Source organism: Nocardiopsis sp. CA-288880, assembly GCF_050955985.1.
GTDB classification, from domain to species: domain Bacteria; phylum Actinomycetota; class Actinomycetes; order Streptosporangiales; family Streptosporangiaceae; genus Nocardiopsis; species Nocardiopsis tropica.
This window is the reverse complement of record NZ_CP192105.1, coordinates 669,959-688,319: the sequence shown is the minus strand read 5'-3', so window position 1 is coordinate 688,319 and position 18,361 is coordinate 669,959. Positions and strand designations below refer to the sequence as shown.

The window sequence follows — 18,361 nt, the reverse complement described above, 5'->3', positions numbered from 1 at the left end:
GGACGCCGCCGGTCGGGCGGGGCTCAGCCGAGGAGGGCGCCCAGGACCACGATCAGCATGATGGAGCCGAGGACCACGGGCAGCAGCCACCGCTGCTTGCGGTTGTTGGTGAGCATGCTCATGACGTGCTGCGCTCCGGTGGTCGGGTGGGATCCGGCTCCCAGCCTAACGCCCAGGTCCGGACGGTCCGGTAGCGGTCCGCCGACTCGGGCCGGCTCTCCACCAGGTGCATCTCCTGCGCCTCCCACCTGCGGCTGCGCAGGGTTCCGAGGGAGTGGACGGTGCCGGAGAGGTCCCGCGCGGGGCGGCTGCGGGCGACCGTGATGTGCGGCACGTACGGGCGGTGGTCCACCTCGATCCCGATCCGGTCGGCGGCGGCCCTCAGCCGGCCGACGAGGATGCCGAGCGCCTGGGTGTCGCCGTTGACGCCGGCCCACAGCACGGAGGTCCGGGCGTTGCTGCGCGGGAAGGTGCCCCAGCCGCGCGCCGCGAGCTCCAGGGGCCGCCGGTTGCGGGCCACCCGCCCGAGCGCCCCGGTGAGGCCGGGCAGCAGGTCGTCGTCGACCCGGCCGAGGAAGAGCAGGGTCAGGTGCCATTCACCGGGAGGCGTCCACCGCAGGTCGGGGGTGTGCCTGCGCCCCCGGTCGACGGCCTCGCGCACCGTCTCCACCACGTCCGGGGGAGGCGCCAGGGCAACGAACAGTCTCATCCCCCCATCCTTCCCTCCCGTGTTCACGTCCGCATCCCGGGGAGTAGGGTCTGCGGGTCCCCGCCGCAGCGTCCCCGGAGCCGCCCGCCCATGCTCGTCATCTCCTGTGTCTTCGTGGTCATCGCCCTGGGGTCCCTGGTGCGCGCCACGACCGGGTTCGGCTTCTCCCTGGTGGCGGTGCCGCCGCTGGCCCTGCTCGCGGACCCGGTGACGGCGGTGGTGGTGGCCGGGCTGATGTCGGCGCCGGTGAGCGTGTGGATCACCGCCCGGGACCGCCGCCACGTGGACCGTCGCCTGGCGGCCCTGTTCCTGGGGTTCGGGCTGGCCGGGGTGCCGTTCGGCGTGTGGCTGCTCGCCGTGCTGCCCGAGCGGGCCCTGATGGTGGCGATCGCCGTGATGGTCCTGGTGGGGACGTTCCTGGTGTGGCGGAGGACCCCCGTCCCCGGCGGGACCCCGACGCTGGCGGGGGTGAGCGCCCTGTCGGGTGCGTCGTTCGCCTCGACGGGCATCGACGGCCCGCTGATGGTGGCTGCGCTCCAGGGGAGCGGGCTGGAGCCCCGCGTGCAGCGGGCGACCCTGTCGGTGATGTTCTCGGCGACGAGCGCCGCCTCGCTGGCGGGGTTCTGGATCAGCGGCAGGCTGACGCCGGAGGTCGGCTCGCTGCTGCTGGTCGGGGTCCCCGCGATGCTGGTCGGCATGGCGGTGGGCGAGCGGGTCTTCCGCCGGCTGGACGCCGAGCTGTTCCGCCGCGCGGTCCTGTGGCTGCTGCTGATCAGCTCGGTGTCGGTGGTGACGCGGGCGGTCGCCTCCTGACCGGCCCGGCGCGGCCGTGGGGACGCGGTCTGCGGCCGTGCCCCGAGGACGGCGGGGCACGGCCAGGGGCTCAGGTGCGGGTGACCGCGTCCTCCGGGGGCCGTCCGGGGCCGTCGGCCCCCCGGTCGGGCCCGGCCGCGGTCGCGCCGTCCGCGCCGTGCCCGGCCCGGGTCCGCCCGGCTCCGGCCTCCTCCGCCGTGGCCTGCGCGGCCTCGGCGGCCCGCCGGCGCCCCGGCAGGAGGTCGCGCACCCTGACGCCGTGGACCCTGAACAGCGGTCCCGTCAGGGCCGCGACCACCAGCACGGTGACCGTGCCCCCGATGACGAGGCTGGCCTGCGGGCCGAACGCGTCGGCCAGCAGCCCCACCACGGGGGCGCCGACGGGCGCCACGCCCATGAACACCAGCAGGAACATGCTCATGACGCGACCGCGCATCTGGGGGTCGACGCTGAGCTGGAAGGTGGCGTTGAGCGTCGTCACGTAGGTCAGGAAGGCCATGCCCATGGGCACCAGCACCACGACGAACGACACGTAGCCGGGCATCAGCCCCGCCGCCACCTGGAGCAGCCCGAAGGCCATCGACCCGATCAGCACCAGGCGCACCCGGGGCCGGTCGCGCCGGGCCGCGAGGAGGGCCCCGATGAGGGCGCCCACGGCCAGGAAGGCCGCGGCCACCCCGAACGCGGCGGCGCCGGCCTCGAAGACGTTGTTGACCACCAGCGCGATCTGGTTCTGCCCGTTCGCCCCGAAGAACTGGGTGGCGGCGGCGAGGATCAGCAGCAGCACGAGGTCGCGCCGGCCCCCGATGTAGCGCAGGCCCTCGCGGATCTGGCCCTTGCCCCGGGGCACCGGCTCGGTGGTGGTGAGCTCGGCGGTGCGGATCATCGCCAGGGCGATGATCGTGAACCCGAACGACGCGCCGTTGATCAGGAACACGGGACCGCTGCCGATCACGGCGATGAGCAGTCCGGCGACGGCGGGGCCGGTGACCCTGCCGAGCTGGAAGCTGGCGCTGTTGAGGGCGATCGCGTTGGACAGGTGCTCGCGGTCGACCATCTCGGGGACGAAGGCCTGGCGGCCGGGGTTGTCGAGCACGGTGACCAGGCCGAGGGCGAAGGCGAACACGTACACGTGCCAGACCTCGGCCGCGCCGGCGGTCGCGAGGACGCCCAGGGCGACGGCGAGCACCCCCATGACGCTCTGGGTGCAGATCAGGAGCCTGCGCTTGTCCAGGCGGTCCACCAGCGCGCCGCCCCACAGCCCGAAGAGGAGCAGGGGCAGGAACTGGAGCGCGGTGGTCATCCCGAGCGCGATGCCGCTGCCGCCGCTGAGCTGGAGGACCAGCCAGTCCTGGGCGATGCGCTGCATCCAGGTGCCGGGGTTGGAGAGTAGCTGGCCGAGGGCGTAGAGCCGGTAGTTGCGGACGGCCAGTGAGCGGAACATGGCGATACGCCGCATCAGTTCCTCCCCTCCCGGACGGGTTGCCGGGGAGGGGCTGATGCGGCCGGAGACCCATGGTGCGGACACATAAGTAAACGGCGTTGACTCATCACTCGGGTCAACGCCGTCCACTGTCGCAGGAATTCCCGCCCCCGCGCGAGGGCGGCGCGCGGGATCAGCCGATGAGCGCGTAGATCGGGGCCTCGGCGAAGTGGAGGAGGAAGACCGCGGAGACCACCCACATGAGGGGGTGGACGTGGCGCGGCTTGCCCTCGACCAGGCGCACGAACGTGTAGACGATGAACGCCATCCCGATGCCGTTGGCGATCGAGTACGTGAACGGCATGATCACGATCGCGAAGAACGACGCCAGGCCGACGGCCGGGTCCGTGAAGTCGATCTTGCCGACCGGCAGCAGCATCATGAAGCCGACGATGACGAGCACCGGCGTGGCGGCCTCGAACGGCACGATGGTGACCAGCGGCGCGAAGAAGGTCGCGACGACCATCATCAGACCGGTGACGATGGGCGCGATGCCGGTGCGCGCGCCCTCCGCGACGCCCGCCGCGGACTCGGCGTACACCGTCGCGATGGACGCGGAGGCCGCGCCGCCGAAGATCGTGCCGAAGGCGTCCATGGCCAGGACCTCGCGGGTCCGGGGCAGGTTGCCGTTCTCGTCGGTCAGCTCCGCCTGGTGGGCGACGCCCACCATGGTGCCCATGGTGTCGAAGAAGTCGGCCAGCATCAGGGTGAACAGCAGCATCACGACGGTGGCGACGCCCACGTCGGACCAGCGGGCCGCGATGTTGAAGCCGCCCTCGGCGAACAGGCCGATGAGGGAGAAGTCGGGGAGGGCGACGACGTCGCCGACCGAGGTCGGCAGGCTCGGGGTGGAGCCCGGCAGCTGCCAGGCCAGGCCCTCGCCCCGGCCGCCGAACAGCGCCTGGACGACGATCGCGGCGACCGTGGAGACGATGATGCCCAGCAGCATCGCGCCCGGGACCTTGCGGACGTAGAGCGCGATGGTGACCAGGAGGCCGATGACGAAGACCAGCAGGGGCAGCGTGTTCAGGCCGCCGCTGCCGAGGCTGACGATCGTGCCGCCGCCGCCCTGGATGAAGCCGGAGTTGACGAAGCCGATGATCGTCAGGAACAGGCCCACGCCGACGCCGATGGCGATCTTCAGCCCGCCGGGGATCGCGGCGAAGACGGCGGTGCGGAAGCCGGTCATGACCAGGACCGTGAGGATGAGGCCCTCGATGATCAGCAGGAGGAAGACGTCCGACCAGGCCATCAGCGGGGCGACCCCGTACGCGACGACGGCGTTCAGGCCCATGCCCGCGGCGAGCGCGAACGGGTAGCGGCTGACGATGCCCATCAGGATGCTGCTGATCGCGGCGACCAGGGCGGTGACGGCGACGAGCTGGGGGACCTCCAGGACATCGCCGTTGACGTCCGCGGTGCCGTTCAGGATCAGCGGGTTCAGCACGATGATGTAGGCCATGGCGAAGAAGGTCGCCAGACCGCCGCGGATCTCGGTGCCGAACGTGGAGCCGCGCTCGGAGATGTGGAAGAAGCGGTCCACGCGGCCCCGGGGGGCGGAGGCCGCTCTGTCGTCGGTGGGGGATGGAGTTGGTGCGTTCACGTCGTCAGCCTGACCTGGTCGTGTTACCGGACAACAAGGATTCTGCGCCAGATTAGTTGCATCTTCATACAACAGCTGACACTCGTTTCACGGGAGTTTCATAGAAATCGCCATATGATCGGATGATCGGAGCAGGGAGTGTGACGAACGCTTCCCTGGTCGGAGCGGTCGGCGCCGACACGCCGACGCCGGCCGTGTGCGAGCGGATAGCCTGGGACCGTGCGCACACCTCGCCGGCCCGATCCCGAAGTCCACGAGAGCGACTACCGCGTGCCCGCCGCCATCGGCACCCTCGCGTGGGCCGTCGCCCTCGTCGTCCTCGTCGCCATGGGCGACTCCCTCCCCCAGGCCGAGCGCTGGTGGATCGGTGTCTGCGCGACCGGCGCCGCCCTCGGGGTGTTCGGCTACCTCTACATCCCGCGCCTCCTCCGCAAGAGGGACGAGTCGGCCGAGCGCGGGGCCTCCCGCTTCTCCGAGCCCTCCTGACCAGGCCGGACCGCCTGTCAGCGGGGCACCGCCGTTCTGCCTGATAATGGGCGGGTGTCTGAGACTGAATTCCCGCGCGGCCTCGCCGACCGACTCCGCGGCATCCTCATCGACGCCGACTACACGGTGTCAGGCGTCCGCGACCGGCTCGGCGACGCCGCCGCCCGAGCCCTGGCCCGTGAAGAGCTGGTGCCCGCCCTGCGCGCCACCGGCGGGGAGGAACGGCTCGGACTGCTGCTGCGCCTGTGGTGGCTCCGCTCGCCCATCCCCGCGCGGGCCGCGCGGGCCGTCCTCCCCGTGGACGAACTGGCCGAGGCCGGGCTCGTCACCGTCGAGGAGGGGCCCCACGGGACCGTCGTCCGCGCCCTGGTCCACCTCGGGCCGTGGGACCTGGAGGACGGCCGGCCCGGCTTCGTGGTCTCCGATCCCAAGGTGCGCCCGGGCACCGGGGCCGTCCCCCGCCGCGACCACGTGGTCGGCGCGGGCAACGCGTCCGCCACCCTGTCCCAGCTGATCGTCGACGGCCCGGTCGACCGCGCCCTGGACGTCGGCACCGGCTGCGGGGTGCAGGCGCTGCACCTGGCCTCGCGGGCCCGCGAGGTGGTCGCCACCGACCTCAACCCGCGCGCGGTGCGCCTGGCCGGGATCAGCCTGGCCCTGTCCGGGGTCACGGGCGCCCGCCTGGCCCAGGGCTCCCTCTACGAACCGGTCGGGGGCGAGCGGTTCGACCTCATCGTGTCCAACCCCCCGTTCGTGATCACCCCCGACTCCTCCCGGTACACCTACCGGGAGTCCGACCTGCCCGGCGACACGGTCTGCGCCGAGCTGGTGCGGCAGGCCCCCGCGCACCTCACCGAGGGCGGCTGGTGCCAGATCCTCGCGAACTGGGTGCACTCCGACGGCGACGACTGGGAGGACCGCGTCGGCGGCTGGGTGACCGGGACCGGCTGCTCGGGCTGGGTGGTCCAGCGCGACGTGCAGGACCCCGCCCAGTACGTCGAGCTGTGGCTGCGCGACTCGTGCGAGCACGGCACGCCCGAGTACACGCGCCGCTACGACGCCTGGCTGGACTACTTCGAGCGCGAGGGCATCAAGGGCATCGGGTTCGGGTGGATCAGCCTGCGCAACGACGTCGCCCAGGACGCGACGGTGCGCGTGGAGGAGCTGCGGCACGACATCGAGCAGCCGGTCGGCCCGTACCTGCCCGACGTCGTGGACGGGGCGATGACGGCGCTGCGGCTCACCGACGCCGCCCTGCTGTCGGCGCACGTCGCGCTCGCCCCCGGGGTGGTGGAGGAGCGGGTGGGCAGGCCCGGGGCCCCGGACCCGGAGAAGATCGTGCTGCGCCAGCAGAACGGGCTGCGCAGGGTCGCCCGCGTGGGGACCGTCGAGGCCGCCCTGGCCGGGGTGTGCGACGGCACCATGCCCGTGGGGCCGCTCCTGGACGCCATCGCCCAGCTCATCGGCGAGGACCAGGCGGTCGTGCGGGAGCGGACGCCGGACGCGCTGCGCACCCTCATCTCCGAGGGGTTCTTCCGGGTCGCCCGCTGAGCCGCCGTCCGCCCGCGCGCGGGGCCGCCGGTTCCTCGGCCTCCGTGCGCGGTTCCGGCCGGCCGCCGTCCGCTCGCACGGGGCCGCCCGCTGCCCCGGGAGGACCAGGACCGCACCGACCCGCCGTCCGCCCGCGCGGGGGGCGCCCGCCGGCCCCGGGTGGCGGGGCCGGGGACGACCGCCGCCGTCCGCTCGCCCGGGCCCCCCGCACCCGGGCGGCCCCGGCCCGGCCGCCTCAGGCAGAGCCCTCCGGCGGCGCCGTGTAGAAGTCGATGGTCCGGTCCGCCGCGGCCTCGGCCCGGTCCGGGTCCTCCCCGGACTCGGCGTGCGCCGTCGCCCAGCGGCGTCCGCTCAGCTCCGTGAACCGCCGCGCGTCCTCCGAGCCCGCCCACTCCCCGGCCTCCGGAGGTACGCCCGCCCCGTGGAGCAGGTGCTGGGTCAGGCCGAACAGCCCCAGGTCCCACCCGATCCCCCCGGCCCCGGGGCCGTACCGCTCCCAGAACTCGTCGAGCGGCGCGGTGTGGGACAGCTCGAACCGCGAGCGGGCGGCGGTCTCCGCGGTCAGTCGGACCTCCACCTCGCTGCTCTCGCCGCCGTACTCCCAGGTGACCCGGTAGGAGTGCGGCGGGTCGCAGGCCAGGACGCGCCCTCCGGCGTTGCCCTCCAGCTCGTAGGCGCCGCCCTCCCGGAGGTCGCCGGCGACCGGCAGGAACCAGCGCGGGATGCGCTCCGGGTTGGTGCAGGCGTCCCACAGGTCCTCGACCGGGACGTCGTAGGCGCGGCTGACCGTGACGGTGCTCTCGGCGCCCGAGCCGGTCCGCCGGACGCCGACCGACCGGCCGACCACGTCGATCTCGTGCTCGATGTCCATCGTGCTCCTCCTGGGTGTGGAAGTCATGGCTCCCGTCCGGGGCCCGCGCGGTCGCCGGAGCGGCGTTCGCGCCTCCCCCCGGCGAGCTCGGTGTCGAGCGCCGCCAGGTGCGGCTCCCAGCGGGCGGCGAAGCGCCTCAGCCGGGCGTCGGCGTCGCGCGGCGGCCCCGTGTCCACGGCGTACAGCCTGCGGCTGCCGTCCTCGCGCACGGTGGCGAACCCGTTCTCCCCGCGTACGCGCAGGTGCTGGGAGACGGCGGGCCGGGAGGTCCCGGGCTCGTCCCGCACGATCCCGGTCGGCTCCCCCGAGGAACGCCCGCCGTCGTCGAGCGGCTCCGGCAGGCGGCGCCGGACGGGGTCCCCGAGGACGTCGAAGGCGTGCATGCCCCCCACCGCATGAGCCAGTGCCCAGACGAGGCGAGGACGGTGCCCCGCGGACGCCCCGTCACTCCTCCCCCGTGGGGACCACCTCTCCCCTACCCCGCTCGACGCCGTCCTCCACCAGGGCGAACCCGAGATCGTCCACCGGGACCGCGACCTCGGAGCCGCACTCCAGCACGATCGTGTGGGTCTCCCCCGGCGGGAACTCCCGCAGCTCGACCGGCAGGTGGGCGCCGCACTCGACGGCCGGTCCCCCGCCCGCGAACTCGACCGAGGGCCGGTACCCGGAGAAGAACGGCGTCCGGCGGCCGTCCTCGCCGTCGTACATGGTGAGCTCCACGGTGATCCGCTCCCCAGGGGCGAAGACGTACTCCGTCGGCTCGGCCTCCGCGGTGGCGGCGGGCGGGTCCTGCTCCTCCCCGCCGCCGCAGCCGGCGGCGAGCAGGAGGGCGCCCAGGGCGAGGAGCGAGGGGGTGGCGCGCATGGGGGTCCCGTCGGTGTCGGGGGCGGTGCGGGGAAGAGGAGGCTACCCGGTCCGGGCCTCCCCCGGGAGTCGCGGGCGGGCCGGACGGTAGCGTCTGCCCATGGCCCAGATCTGCGAACTCGTCCACTACCCCGTCAAGGGGTGCGCCGGGACCTCCCTGCGCTCCGCCCTCGTGACCCCCGCCGGGATCGCCCACGACCGCACGTTCATGGTGGTCGACGGCGGCGGCGGTTTCCGCAGCCAGCGCAACGACCCGCGGCTGGCGCGCGTGCGCGCCGGGATCACCGGCGACGGGGCCCGCCTGCGGCTGGACACGGACGGGTTCGGCCACGTCGACGTCGAAGTCGATCCCGGGGGTCCCCGGCTGGACGTCGTCCTGCACAGGAAGCCGTTCGTGGGCGTGGACCAGGGGGACGAGGTCTCCGGGTGGCTGTCCGAGGTGCTGGGCGCGCCGAGCCGCCTGGTGCGGGTGCCCGACGACCACGCACGCCTGAGCGGGGGGAGGACCCCCGGCACCAGCGGGTTCGCGGACAGCACGGCGGTCCTGATGGCGTCCGCGTCCTCCCTGGACCTGCTCGGCGCGCGCATCCTGGAGCGCGGCGCCGAGCCCGTGCCGATCGACCGGTTCCGGCCCAACGTCGTCGTGTCGGGGTGGGAGGAGCCGCACACCGAGGACCGGGTGCGCTCCGTCCGCCTGGGGGACGCCGAACTGGGCTACGCCAAGGTGTGCATCCGCTGCGTGGGGACGACGGTGGACCAGGCGCGGGGCGAGAGGAGCGGCCCGGAGCCGCTGCGGACCCTGGCGGGCTACCGGCGCGCGGACGGCGGCGGGGTGTCCTTCGGCTCCCTGTTCGCCGTCACCCGGCCGGGGACCGCTGCGGTGGGCGACGCGGTCGAGGTCCTGGAGTGGGGCGAGCCCGAAGAGGGTCTGGGAGAGCGCCTCGCCGAGGTCATGGCCTGACGCGGCCCCCGGGGTCGCCGGGGGCCGCGTCCCGCCCCGAGCCGCGCTACTCCAGGTCGGCCTCGGCGAGGAGCCGGGCGGCGGCGGACGGGTCGCGCAGGGCGGCCGCGACCAGGTGCCGGCGGGACCACTGCCCGGCGCGCCAGCACAGGGCCCGCGCCAGGCCGTCCGTGGTGGACGCGTGCGCCGTGCCGTCGCCGACGTACCACTCCAGCTCGACGCCGTCCACGGTGAGCGTCCGGTGGTGCACGTAGGTGCGGTCCGGCTCCCCGGCGGGGTCCAGGAACAGGTCGGCCTCGCCGGGGACCGGGCGGACCTCGCCGGCCGACCCGACCTCGCCGGTGACCGTCTCGCTCGCCAGGTCCAGGTCGAGGACGTCGGCCAGGGCCTCGGCGGAGTCGTCCGGGGCCAGGACCAGCGGGCGGTCCTCCAACAGCGGCAGCAGGTCCGGGGAGTCCACCACCACGGCCTCCTCCGCGTCGGCCACCACGATCGCTCCGCCGCGCACCGCCCGCACGCGGGAGGGCGGGGTCACCAGCTCCGCGTCCACGAGGGCGAGCGCGGTCCACACCAGGCGGAGCGAGGCGCGGTCCACGTGGCGGTCGGGGTCCGCCAGGCGGGCGAGCAGGTCGTCCGGCCCCTCCGGGTCGTTGATCAGGTCGGCGAGGGTGGCGCGCACCCCCAGCGCGCGGGCGAACTCGGGGTCGACGTCGGCCGGGACCTCGTCGTACAGGCCGGCCAGGGACGGGTCGGCGTCGGCGGTGCGCAGCTCGACCGGCGCGCTGCCGCCCAGCAGCGCCCGGGTCCGCAGCCACCACGCGGTGTACGAGGGCACGTCCACCACGCGGCCGTCGGGCATCAGCAGCCGCGCGGGCTCGGTCACGGCCTCGCGCAGCGGTCCCCGGGACAGCATCGCCAGGGCCTGCGGCCAGCTGTCGTCCGCGACGCAGTCGAGGTCGGCGACGACCACCAGCTCGGGCACCACCGGGGGCAGCTCGGGGTCGCCGACGCGTTCGAGGACCTCGTCGGCCCAGTCCTCCAGGCCGTCCGGGCCGTCCTCGCCGGCGGCGCCGTCGAACTCCGCGACCAGGTCCTCCCCCAGCGCGGCCTCCTCGACCCGGACCACGCCGAGTTCCCAGAGGGCGCCGACCGCGCGCAGGGCGTCGGTCCCGTGGCGTTCGACGAGGTCCTCGTGGACGGTGCCGAAGGGGGCGTCGTCGACGAGCAGGTCCGCGAGCGGGGCGCCGGGGACGAGGAGTTCGGCGGCGACCGAGTAGCCGTCCTCGTCGTCGCGCAGGGCGAGCTCGGCCAGCCAGGGCGCGTCGGCGACGGTCGTGCCGGAGGCCGCGACGAGGTCGAGGACGGCCTCGGCGATCGGCTCGGGGTCGTCGGCGTCGAGGGAGTCGCGGACTGCCGCCTCGGTCCGGGGGTCGGACAGGACGGTGGCCGCACCGGCCTCCACCGCGCCGAGTCGGCGCAGGAGCGGGTCGACGGCCTCGGGGTGGACCACGCGCACGCCGAGCGCGGCGACGGTCTCCGCGGAGATCCCGCGGCCCCCGGCGCCGTCGGCCCCGGCCCAGTCCTCCCCGGGGAGGAGCAGGGAGCGGGGGCCGCGCACGAGTCGGCCGTCCGCCAGGGGCACCGGGAGGGAGCCGAGCTCGTCGAGGTCGGCCCCGCCGCTCCCGGCGGTGTCCAGGGCGGCGTAGAGCGAGGCCCACCAGCGCGGCGGCCGGTCGGTGTCCGCGAGCAGGTCGGCCACGTCGGCCAGGCCCAGGCGGTGGACGCGCAGGGCGGCGAGCGCCGGGTGGCGCGGACTCCACGAGCCGGGGAGCAGCTGGGGGACGAGTTCGGCGAGGACGGCCGCCAGGTCCGCGGCGCCTCCCGACCCGCCGGTGTCGAGCAGGGCCGCGTCGCGCGGGGCGACGGGCGCCCCGGAGGCGGTGGTCAGGAACGCGGTGTCCCGGAGGGGTTCGGCGACGCGCGCGCGGAAGAGGGCGTCGACGACGCCGCCCCCCACGCGGGTGCCGGGTACGAGGTCGAGGGCGGCCCGGCCGTCGAACCGGCGCAGGAGCGCGCAGTAGGCGTGGGCCGCCTCCATGAGCAGCAGGTCGGTGGCCGCTCCGGGTTGGACGCCGCGCCGGTCGCTGCCGAGCGGGAAGCTCCCGATGAGGACGGCGGGGAGGGCGAGCTCCGTGTCGGTGGGGGTGGGCGCGTGGACGACGTTCTCGACGTCGGCGGGCAGTGCGGCGACGGTGCCGTCGGGGGCCACGGGGACGGCCCAGGTCAGCGACCAGGAGGTGCGGTCGCGCTCCTCCGTGGGACGGTCGGCCAGCAGGGAGGCGTCGAACTCGCCGGAACGGCCGAGGACCCGCCACAGGGTGGTGCGCGTGCCCTCGGCGTCCCGGCGGCCGGTGACGAGGTCGGCGACGCCGGTCCCCGCCACCGCTGTGGCCGATGTGGTTTCGGAGACGGGAGCGGCTTGTGATGCGAACGAGGTCGCGTCGGCGGCGGCCGCGGCGGAGCCCCCGGGGAGGGGCGGCGCGGTCGTGCCGGGGGCGTCCGGGGCCGACGGGTCCGCCGGGACCTCCTGCCGGGTGAGGACGTGCTCCTCGCCGTCCACGTCCACGCGGACCTCCGCGAGACCGGGCAGGGCGAGCAGCAGGGCCTCGCCGGTGCGGCCGAGGAGTTCGCGCACGCGCACGCGGACCTGGTCGTCGCGGAGCAGGAGGGTGACGACGGTGTCGTAGTCCCCCGGGGCCGCCGGCCGCGCGGGGAAGGGCAGCCGCAGCATGGGCACGTGCCCGGAGCGGCGTCCCACCTCGTCCGCCAGGTCGGCGTGGGCCCCGCCCCCGGCCAGCAGCTCCGCGACGGCCCCGCGCGCGGCCTCGGCGCTGAAGCGGACCGCCGCGCCGCCGGAGTCGACGGTGACGTCGTCGCTGAGCGCCGCCACCGCGGAGAAGCCGACGCCGAAGCGCCCGGTCGCGCCCTGTTCGCCGCGCTTGGTGGAGGCGCGCAGGGTCGCCAGCGACTCGACCCCCTCGGGGGTCAGCGGCGAGCCCGTGTTCTCGGCGGTCAGCCGGAGGCCGTCCAGCGCCAGGCGCAGCCTTCCCGGGACCCCCGCCCTGCGCGCCGCGTCGGCGGCGTTCTGGGCGAGTTCGACCACGACGCGGTCACGGTAGCCGCCGAGGGCGAAGTCCTCCTCCGCGTTGGCGTCCTCCCTGAACCTGGCCGGGGCGTCGGCCCACGCCGCGAGGACGCGTCGGCGCAGTTCGGCGGTGTTGTAGGGGTCGACCGCCGAAGCGGTCACCGGCTCGGCCATGGTGGGTTCCTCCTGCGCTGCGGGCACGACCCGGCACGGTGCACCCGGGGCGAGGGTGGGTGCGGTAGCAAGACCCTAGCCCACCGGGACGGGGGGCCAGGGTCCGACAGCGCGGCGGGGCGTGCTTTCTCCGGTGGAGGGCACGGCCCGTCAGGACTCGGAGGAGACGAGCTCCAGCTCGGCGGTGTCGTCGAAGACGATGTGGTCGTAGCCCATCTCGTCGACGACCGGGCCGCTGGGGCCGGCCTGCGGCTCGGGACGGCGCACCTCGGAGTGGGCCCCGCAGCCGTGGTCCATGGAGACCACCCGGCCGTCGTCGGGCGCGTACTCGTTGGTGCACACGCCGAACATCTGGCGCAGCTCACCGGCGAGCGGGGTCATGAAGCCGCAGGTGATGCAGCGGTCGGGAGCGGCCGCGGCGATCGGGCTGCGGGGCCCGGCCTCGCCGTTGTACCAGCGCTCGGCGGCCTGCTCGCGTCCGACCTCGGAGAGGACCTGGCGACGGCCCAGTCCCAGCTCCCAGACCATCTGCTGGTCCACGCCCTCGGCGTCCAGCTCGCTCTCGGGCACCTGGGCGTAGCCGGGGATGAGGCGCTCGTCGTCCTCCTCCGTGGGCAGGAGGTCGCCGACGCCGAGGTCGCCGGGGAGGAGCCGCTCCTTCCAGGGCAGCCATTCGGGCGCCACGAGGGCGCCCTCGCCGGGGAGCAGAACGACCTCGTTGACCGTGACGTCCTTGGCGCGCGAGGCGCGGACGACGGTGACCGCGTAGTTCCACCCCGGGTAAGCGGGGTCGAGGCAGGTGAAGTAGTGGGTGACCAGGCGCGTGTCCTCGACCTGGGGGGTGAGCGCGTCACCCACCCATTCGGGTCGCCCGGCCTCGGCGGCCACCGAGCGGGCCAACTCCACCGCGTCGACACAGGCCTTGTCCGGTACAGGAGAACGTCGAGAAGGGCTCACGTTCCCCATTCTCACTGATCGCGAGCACCGATTTGACCATAACGCGGGTCAAGGTTCGCCCGATACATCCTCTTGATCAAGTCTTGTGGTGTCGGAGGGGCCCTCCCGGGTGCCGGCGGGAGGGCCCGCGGCGGTCAGGCCTCCAGGTCGTCGGCCACCGCGCGCAGCACGGAGGAGATCCGCGCGGCCTCCCTGCGCTCCGGGTGGCGGCCCCTGCGGTAGCCGGTGGACAGGCCCTCCATGAGCTTGATGAGGTCCTCGGTGAGGGCCACCATCTCGTCGGGCGACTTGCGGCGGGCCCTGGCGACGGAGGGCTGGGCGTCCAGGAGCACGACCTGGAGCGCCTGGGCGCCCTTGCGGCCGTCCGCGACGCCGAACTCGACCCGCTGTCCGGGCCGCAGCGACACGGTGTCCGGGGGCAGGGACGAGGAGTGCACGAAGACCTCGCCGCCGTCGTCGCGCGTGAGGAATCCGAAACCCTTGTCGCCGTCGTACCACTTGACCTTGCCGGTGGGCACGTAGAGACCTCGTGCTTTCGCTGGCGGGTCCCGGGGCAGGGGGCGGCAAAGGCACACAGGCGCCCCCCGGCCCGCCCGTCCGTCCCGGGCTCCCGTGGTTTCCATGGGCTCACCAGGTTAGTGCGGAAGGGCATCCGGACGCGAGGGCATAATTCCCCGCCCACGGGGGCGGCAGGAACTCCCCGCCGAACGCGGAATGGCTCCCCGGGAACGGGAACGAGGCCCGGATACGGCTCACCCGGGCCTCGTGCGGTGCTGGCGGCCCCCACCGCTGGGTGCGGAGTGTGGGACGGGACTCGGCGGTGAAGCGGGCCGCCTCGACCGAAGTGGCGCCCGAACTGGCCGTCGGGCCACCGTTACCGATACGACCGCCGCGAAGCGAAAACGGCGGTGTAGTGACATGACTACCCGAATCCGTGGTCCAGGACTCGTAGTAACGGGCGGACCGTAAAAGGTTATTCCCCAGCGTTTGCCAAGCAATGACCAGCCGGAACGGCGCGACCGCGTTCCCGCACCGCTCCGGAGAACACGGGAAGGGGCGGCGGGGACGAAAGCCCGCGGCGGACGGGACGTCATTCCCGCGCCCGAACAGGAGAGGGAGGCGGACGGCGGACGGACCGTGCGTCGTTCCCGCGCCCGGCGCTCCCCCCGCCCGAACAGGAGGGGAGGCGACCGGGGCGTCATTCCCGCGCCCGGCGCTCCTCCGCGCCGGCGGAGCGGCGCGCCCTCGGGTACAGGTACACGACGCCCACCAGGGAGCCCACGGCGAGGCCGACGACGCCCGTGGCGGCCAGGGACTCCTGGACGTACTGGTCGACGAACTCGGCCTCCCCCGACCACAGGGCCATCCCGACCAGGCAGGACACCAGGGGCAGGCCGACGCCGACCCACTTGTCCACCGCGCTCCACACCCGGCTGAGCACGACCAGCACGGCGCCGAGCACCCACAGGTAGGCGAGGTTCAGGGACCACGGCACCGTGAGCAGCATCAGGCCCAGTGCGGCCGCCTCCGCGGGGTGCCGGCGCACCAGCGCCACGGCCCCGGGCGGACCGCTCCGGCTCCCGGCATTGCGGGCGGCGCGTTCCGCGCGGTCCGCGCGGCGGCCGGTGACGTGGATGTCCGTCTGGCGCGGTCCCTCCACGAGGGACATCAGCCCGCGGCTGGGGCCGCCCCGCCACGGCGGCGGCGGCCGGTCGGCGTGACGCGGCCTGGGCGGGATCAGCTCCGTGTCCTCGATGTCGAGGTCGCGTCCGGCGATCTCGCGTTCCACCAGGTCCTCCGGACTGCCGAGGCCCCTGAGGATCCCCCGCACCGCCTCGGGGCCGTCGACCTCCGCCGCCGCGCGGCGCGCGTCGATCCGCGAGCGGAGCTCCGCGAGGAAGGCGGTGCGCTCCCTCGCCGACATGCGACCGTGCAGGACCAGGCCGACCTCGGACAGATAGTCCAGTACCAGTTGTTCCGAGCGCTGGGTCATGACTCCAATATTGGCCGACAACGACCTGGCATTTAACCCCCCTTCCCAATTTCGGTCACCGAATCGTCTTCGGATACGGCCTCACCCTCGGTGACGGGTGGTGACAAGGGGGAACCGCCGGGACTCACGCGAGCACGGGACCCGGCATCGCTTAGCGTGGACCCGATGACCGAGAACGCAGCACCCGACGAGCACGTGCCCGGCGGGGGGAGCCCCGCGGCCCCCGCCCCGGGACGTCCCCCCACCTTCACCTCCTGGTTGCGCAGCCGGTCGGACGGGGAGCTCGCCGCCCTGCTGTCCGCCCGGCCCGACCTGGCGCAGCCGGTCCCCGCCGACATCGGCGCGCTCGCGGCCCGCGCGACCAGCCGCAACGCGGTCCTGAGAGTCCTCGAACGCCTGGACCGGTTCACCCTCCAGGTGCTGGAGGCCGTCATCGCGCTCGGCGACGACCGGCTGTCCGAACCGGTGGGCGTCCAGACCGTGGAACTGGCCGGTGCGCTGGGCACGCTCCCCGTCCCCGGCGCGGCGGACGGCGGGGGGTCCTCCGCGGGCCGGGGGGGTGCGGCGGAGGACGGCCCCGCCGGGGACCCCCTCGCCGACGCCCTGGACACCCTGCTCGAACTGGCCCTGGTCTGGCCCGACAGGGGCAGGCTCCGCCCCGTCCAGGTGCTGCGCGACCTGATCCCCCACCCGGCGCAGCTCGGGCCTCCGGCGCGCGTGCTCCTCGCCGGCCTTCCGCACGGCGCCGCCGCGCGGCTCGCCCGCGACCTGGCCCCCGACAGCACCGCGCACACGCCCGTCGAGACGGTCGCGACGCTCCTGGCCGACCCCGGTCGCGTCCTGGGGCTCATCGGGCAGCTCGGCCCGCAGGCGCGCAGGCTGCTCGACGGCATGGCGTGGGGTCCCCCCAACGGGACCGTCTCCGACGCCCGCCGCGAGGTCACCCTCGCGGGCGCCTCCTCCCCGGTCGAGACGCTGATCGCCCGGGCGCTGCTCCTCCCCAGCGGGGACGACACCCTCACACTGCCGCGCGAGGCCGCCCTCGCCCTCCGCTCGGGGCTGCTGTTCCGCGAGGTCACCACCGGGCCGCCGCCGTTCGAGGGCACCCCGAACCCCGGCGAGGCCGTCACCCGGGCAGCCGCCGGGCAGGCGTTCACGGTGCTGCGGGCGATCGAGGAACTGCTCGAACGCTGGTCGCAGGAGCCGGCCGCGGTGCTCCGCAACGGCGGCCTGGGGGTACGCGACCTCCGCCGCGCGGCCCAGGCGATGGACACCGACGAGACCACCGCCGCCCTGTTCGTGGAGGTCGCCCACGCCGCCGGGCTGCTCGGCGCCGACGACCGCGTCGAGGGCGAGTGGCTGCCCACCCGCGCCTACGACCTGTGGCGGGAGACCCCGCCCGAGCGCCGCTGGCTGCGGCTCGCCTCCGCGTGGCTGGACTCCGACCGGGTCGCCTCCCTCAACGGGTCGCGCGACTCCGGCGGCCGGGTGCGCAACGTGCTCGGGTCCGGGCTGGTCCGGCCCGCGGCCCCCCAGGCCCGCCGCGACCTGCTGGGCGAGATGGCCACCGCCCCGCCCGGGTTCGCCCCGCTGCCCGGGTCGCTGGCCTCGCGGCTGTCGTGGCGCCGTCCGCGCCGCCAGTCGCCGGTCTACGGCGAACTGGTGGAGATCGCCGCCGCGGAGGCCGCGGCGCTCGGGCTGACCGGGCGCGGCGCGCTGGCCGGGCACACCCGCCCCCTGTTGGAGGGGGAGGACGACGACGCCGCGAGGGTCCTCGCGGCGGAGATGCCGAAGCCGCTGGACTACGTGCTGGTGCAGGGCGACCTGACGGCGGTGGCCCCCGGCCCCCTCGTCACCGGCCTCGCCCGCGACCTCGCGCTGGTCGCGGACGTGGAGTCCACCGGCGGCGCCACCGTGTACCGCTTCACGGAGGAGTCCGTGCGCCGCGCCCTGGACGCGGGGCAGGGCGTCGCCGACATCACCGCCCTGCTCGAACGCCACTCGCGCACCCCCCTTCCGCAGGCGCTGCGCTACCTGGTGTCGGACGTGGGGCGCCGGCACGGGCGGCTGCGGGCCGGTTCGGCCTCCGGCTACCTGCGCTGCGACGAGCCCGCCCTGCTGGAGGAGCTGCTCGGGGACCGCCGGGCCCAGGACCTGGGACTGTTCCGGCTGGCCCCCACCGTGGTGGCGAGCCGTTCCAACCGGGCCGCGCTCATGGAGCGGCTGCGCCAGCTCGGCTACCACCCGGTGCCCGAGAGCGGCGACGGGTCCATGCGGCTGAGCCGTCCCGAGGCGCGGCGGTCGGACCCGGCGGACGCCCCGCCGCCGCCCTCGGGTTCGTTCCGGGAGATGGCGCGCGCCGCCGTGCGGGCCGTGCGGGCCGGGGACGAGGCGTCCAACGCGGCGCGCACGCCGATCCCCCTCCCGGAGGACGGGCCGCCCGGGTCGAGGAACGCGGCGGTGCTGGAGGCGCTCACCCGGGCGGCGAAGGACGGCCGCCGGGTGTGGATCGGCTACACGGACACGGACGGACGGCAGGTGAGCCGGATCGTGGAGCCCTCGGGCGTGGACGGGGGCTTCCTCACCGCCTACGACGCCACGCGCGCGTCCGTGCACCGGTTCGCCGTGCACCGGGTGAACGCCGTCGCCGAGCTGGACGGGCCGGAGCCCGGCGGCGGGAACGGCGTCCCCGGCGGCGAACGGCGAGGGGCGGCGGGGCCGCACTAGTGTGGGGCCGGTGGGCGCCGCCCG

At 75.1% G+C, this 18,361-nt stretch carries 15 protein-coding genes; 5 read left to right on the top strand and 10 right to left on the bottom strand.

The window, feature by feature from the left end:
* Positions 1 to 118: 118 nt before the first annotated feature.
* Positions 119 to 709, bottom strand: a complete 591-nt coding sequence (gene thpR / locus ACQPYD_RS03140) for an RNA 2',3'-cyclic phosphodiesterase (protein WP_267947954.1) — start codon at positions 707 to 709, stop codon at positions 119 to 121.
* A gap of 90 nt (positions 710 to 799) precedes the next feature.
* Between thpR and ACQPYD_RS03135 the strand changes: the two genes are divergently transcribed.
* Positions 800 to 1,522, top strand: coding sequence for a sulfite exporter TauE/SafE family protein (locus ACQPYD_RS03135; RefSeq protein ID WP_433699697.1), 723 nt, complete (start codon positions 800 to 802; stop codon positions 1,520 to 1,522).
* A gap of 70 nt (positions 1,523 to 1,592) precedes the next feature.
* On the opposite strand, the gene ACQPYD_RS03130 is transcribed toward ACQPYD_RS03135, so the two are convergent.
* Together ACQPYD_RS03130 and ACQPYD_RS03125 are read right to left on the bottom strand one after the other, a co-directional pair.
* On the bottom strand, positions 1,593 to 2,981 hold the full coding sequence (locus ACQPYD_RS03130) for an MFS transporter (RefSeq protein WP_433699696.1): 1,389 nt from the start codon (positions 2,979 to 2,981) through the stop codon (positions 1,593 to 1,595).
* Positions 2,982 to 3,138: 157 nt separating this feature from the next.
* Positions 3,139 to 4,608, bottom strand: coding sequence for an NCS2 family permease (locus tag ACQPYD_RS03125; protein ID WP_433699695.1), 1,470 nt, complete (start codon positions 4,606 to 4,608; stop codon positions 3,139 to 3,141).
* A gap of 219 nt (positions 4,609 to 4,827) precedes the next feature.
* Here ACQPYD_RS03125 and ACQPYD_RS03120 point away from each other — a divergent pair, with 219 nt between their 5' ends.
* A complete protein-coding gene (locus ACQPYD_RS03120; RefSeq protein ID WP_433699694.1) occupies positions 4,828 to 5,094 on the top strand; it encodes a DUF2530 domain-containing protein in 267 nt (88 codons plus the stop codon).
* A 54-nt stretch (positions 5,095 to 5,148) separates the two neighbouring features.
* Positions 5,149 to 6,645, top strand: a complete 1,497-nt coding sequence (locus tag ACQPYD_RS03115) for a DUF7059 domain-containing protein (RefSeq protein ID WP_433699693.1) — start codon at positions 5,149 to 5,151, stop codon at positions 6,643 to 6,645.
* Between the two features lie 235 nt (positions 6,646 to 6,880).
* Here the strand turns inward: ACQPYD_RS03115 and ACQPYD_RS03110 are convergent, their stop codons facing one another.
* The 3 genes from ACQPYD_RS03110 to ACQPYD_RS03100 form a co-directional block, all read right to left on the bottom strand.
* A complete protein-coding gene (locus ACQPYD_RS03110; RefSeq protein ID WP_433699692.1) occupies positions 6,881 to 7,516 on the bottom strand; it encodes an SRPBCC family protein in 636 nt (211 codons plus the stop codon).
* A 23-nt stretch (positions 7,517 to 7,539) separates the two neighbouring features.
* Positions 7,540 to 7,899: an ArsR/SmtB family transcription factor gene (locus tag ACQPYD_RS03105; protein WP_433699691.1), complete on the bottom strand. Its 360-nt coding sequence runs from the start codon at positions 7,897 to 7,899 to the stop codon at positions 7,540 to 7,542.
* Between the two features lie 61 nt (positions 7,900 to 7,960).
* Positions 7,961 to 8,380, bottom strand: a complete 420-nt coding sequence (locus ACQPYD_RS03100) for a hypothetical protein (RefSeq protein WP_433699690.1) — start codon at positions 8,378 to 8,380, stop codon at positions 7,961 to 7,963.
* A 100-nt stretch (positions 8,381 to 8,480) separates the two neighbouring features.
* Between ACQPYD_RS03100 and ACQPYD_RS03095 the strand changes: the two genes are divergently transcribed.
* Positions 8,481 to 9,341 carry an MOSC domain-containing protein gene (locus ACQPYD_RS03095; RefSeq protein WP_433699689.1) on the top strand — a complete coding sequence of 287 codons (861 nt, stop codon included), beginning with the start codon at positions 8,481 to 8,483 and terminating at the stop codon, positions 9,339 to 9,341.
* A gap of 46 nt (positions 9,342 to 9,387) precedes the next feature.
* Here the strand turns inward: ACQPYD_RS03095 and ACQPYD_RS03090 are convergent, their stop codons facing one another.
* The 4 genes from ACQPYD_RS03090 to ACQPYD_RS03075 form a co-directional block, all read right to left on the bottom strand.
* A complete protein-coding gene (locus ACQPYD_RS03090; protein WP_433701930.1) occupies positions 9,388 to 12,660 on the bottom strand; it encodes a sacsin N-terminal ATP-binding-like domain-containing protein in 3,273 nt (1,090 codons plus the stop codon).
* Between the two features lie 150 nt (positions 12,661 to 12,810).
* Complete coding sequence (locus tag ACQPYD_RS03085) at positions 12,811 to 13,566, bottom strand: DUF3027 domain-containing protein (protein ID WP_433701929.1); 756 nt, start codon at positions 13,564 to 13,566, stop codon at positions 12,811 to 12,813.
* Between the two features lie 185 nt (positions 13,567 to 13,751).
* Positions 13,752 to 14,135, bottom strand: a complete 384-nt coding sequence (locus ACQPYD_RS03080; protein WP_433699688.1) for a cold-shock protein — start codon at positions 14,133 to 14,135, stop codon at positions 13,752 to 13,754.
* Positions 14,136 to 14,815: 680 nt separating this feature from the next.
* Positions 14,816 to 15,610, bottom strand: a complete 795-nt coding sequence (locus tag ACQPYD_RS03075) for a hypothetical protein (protein WP_433699687.1) — start codon at positions 15,608 to 15,610, stop codon at positions 14,816 to 14,818.
* A 165-nt stretch (positions 15,611 to 15,775) separates the two neighbouring features.
* Here ACQPYD_RS03075 and ACQPYD_RS03070 point away from each other — a divergent pair, with 165 nt between their 5' ends.
* On the top strand, positions 15,776 to 18,337 hold the full coding sequence (locus ACQPYD_RS03070; RefSeq protein WP_433699686.1) for a helicase-associated domain-containing protein: 2,562 nt from the start codon (positions 15,776 to 15,778) through the stop codon (positions 18,335 to 18,337).
* Positions 18,338 to 18,361 lie beyond the last annotated feature (24 nt).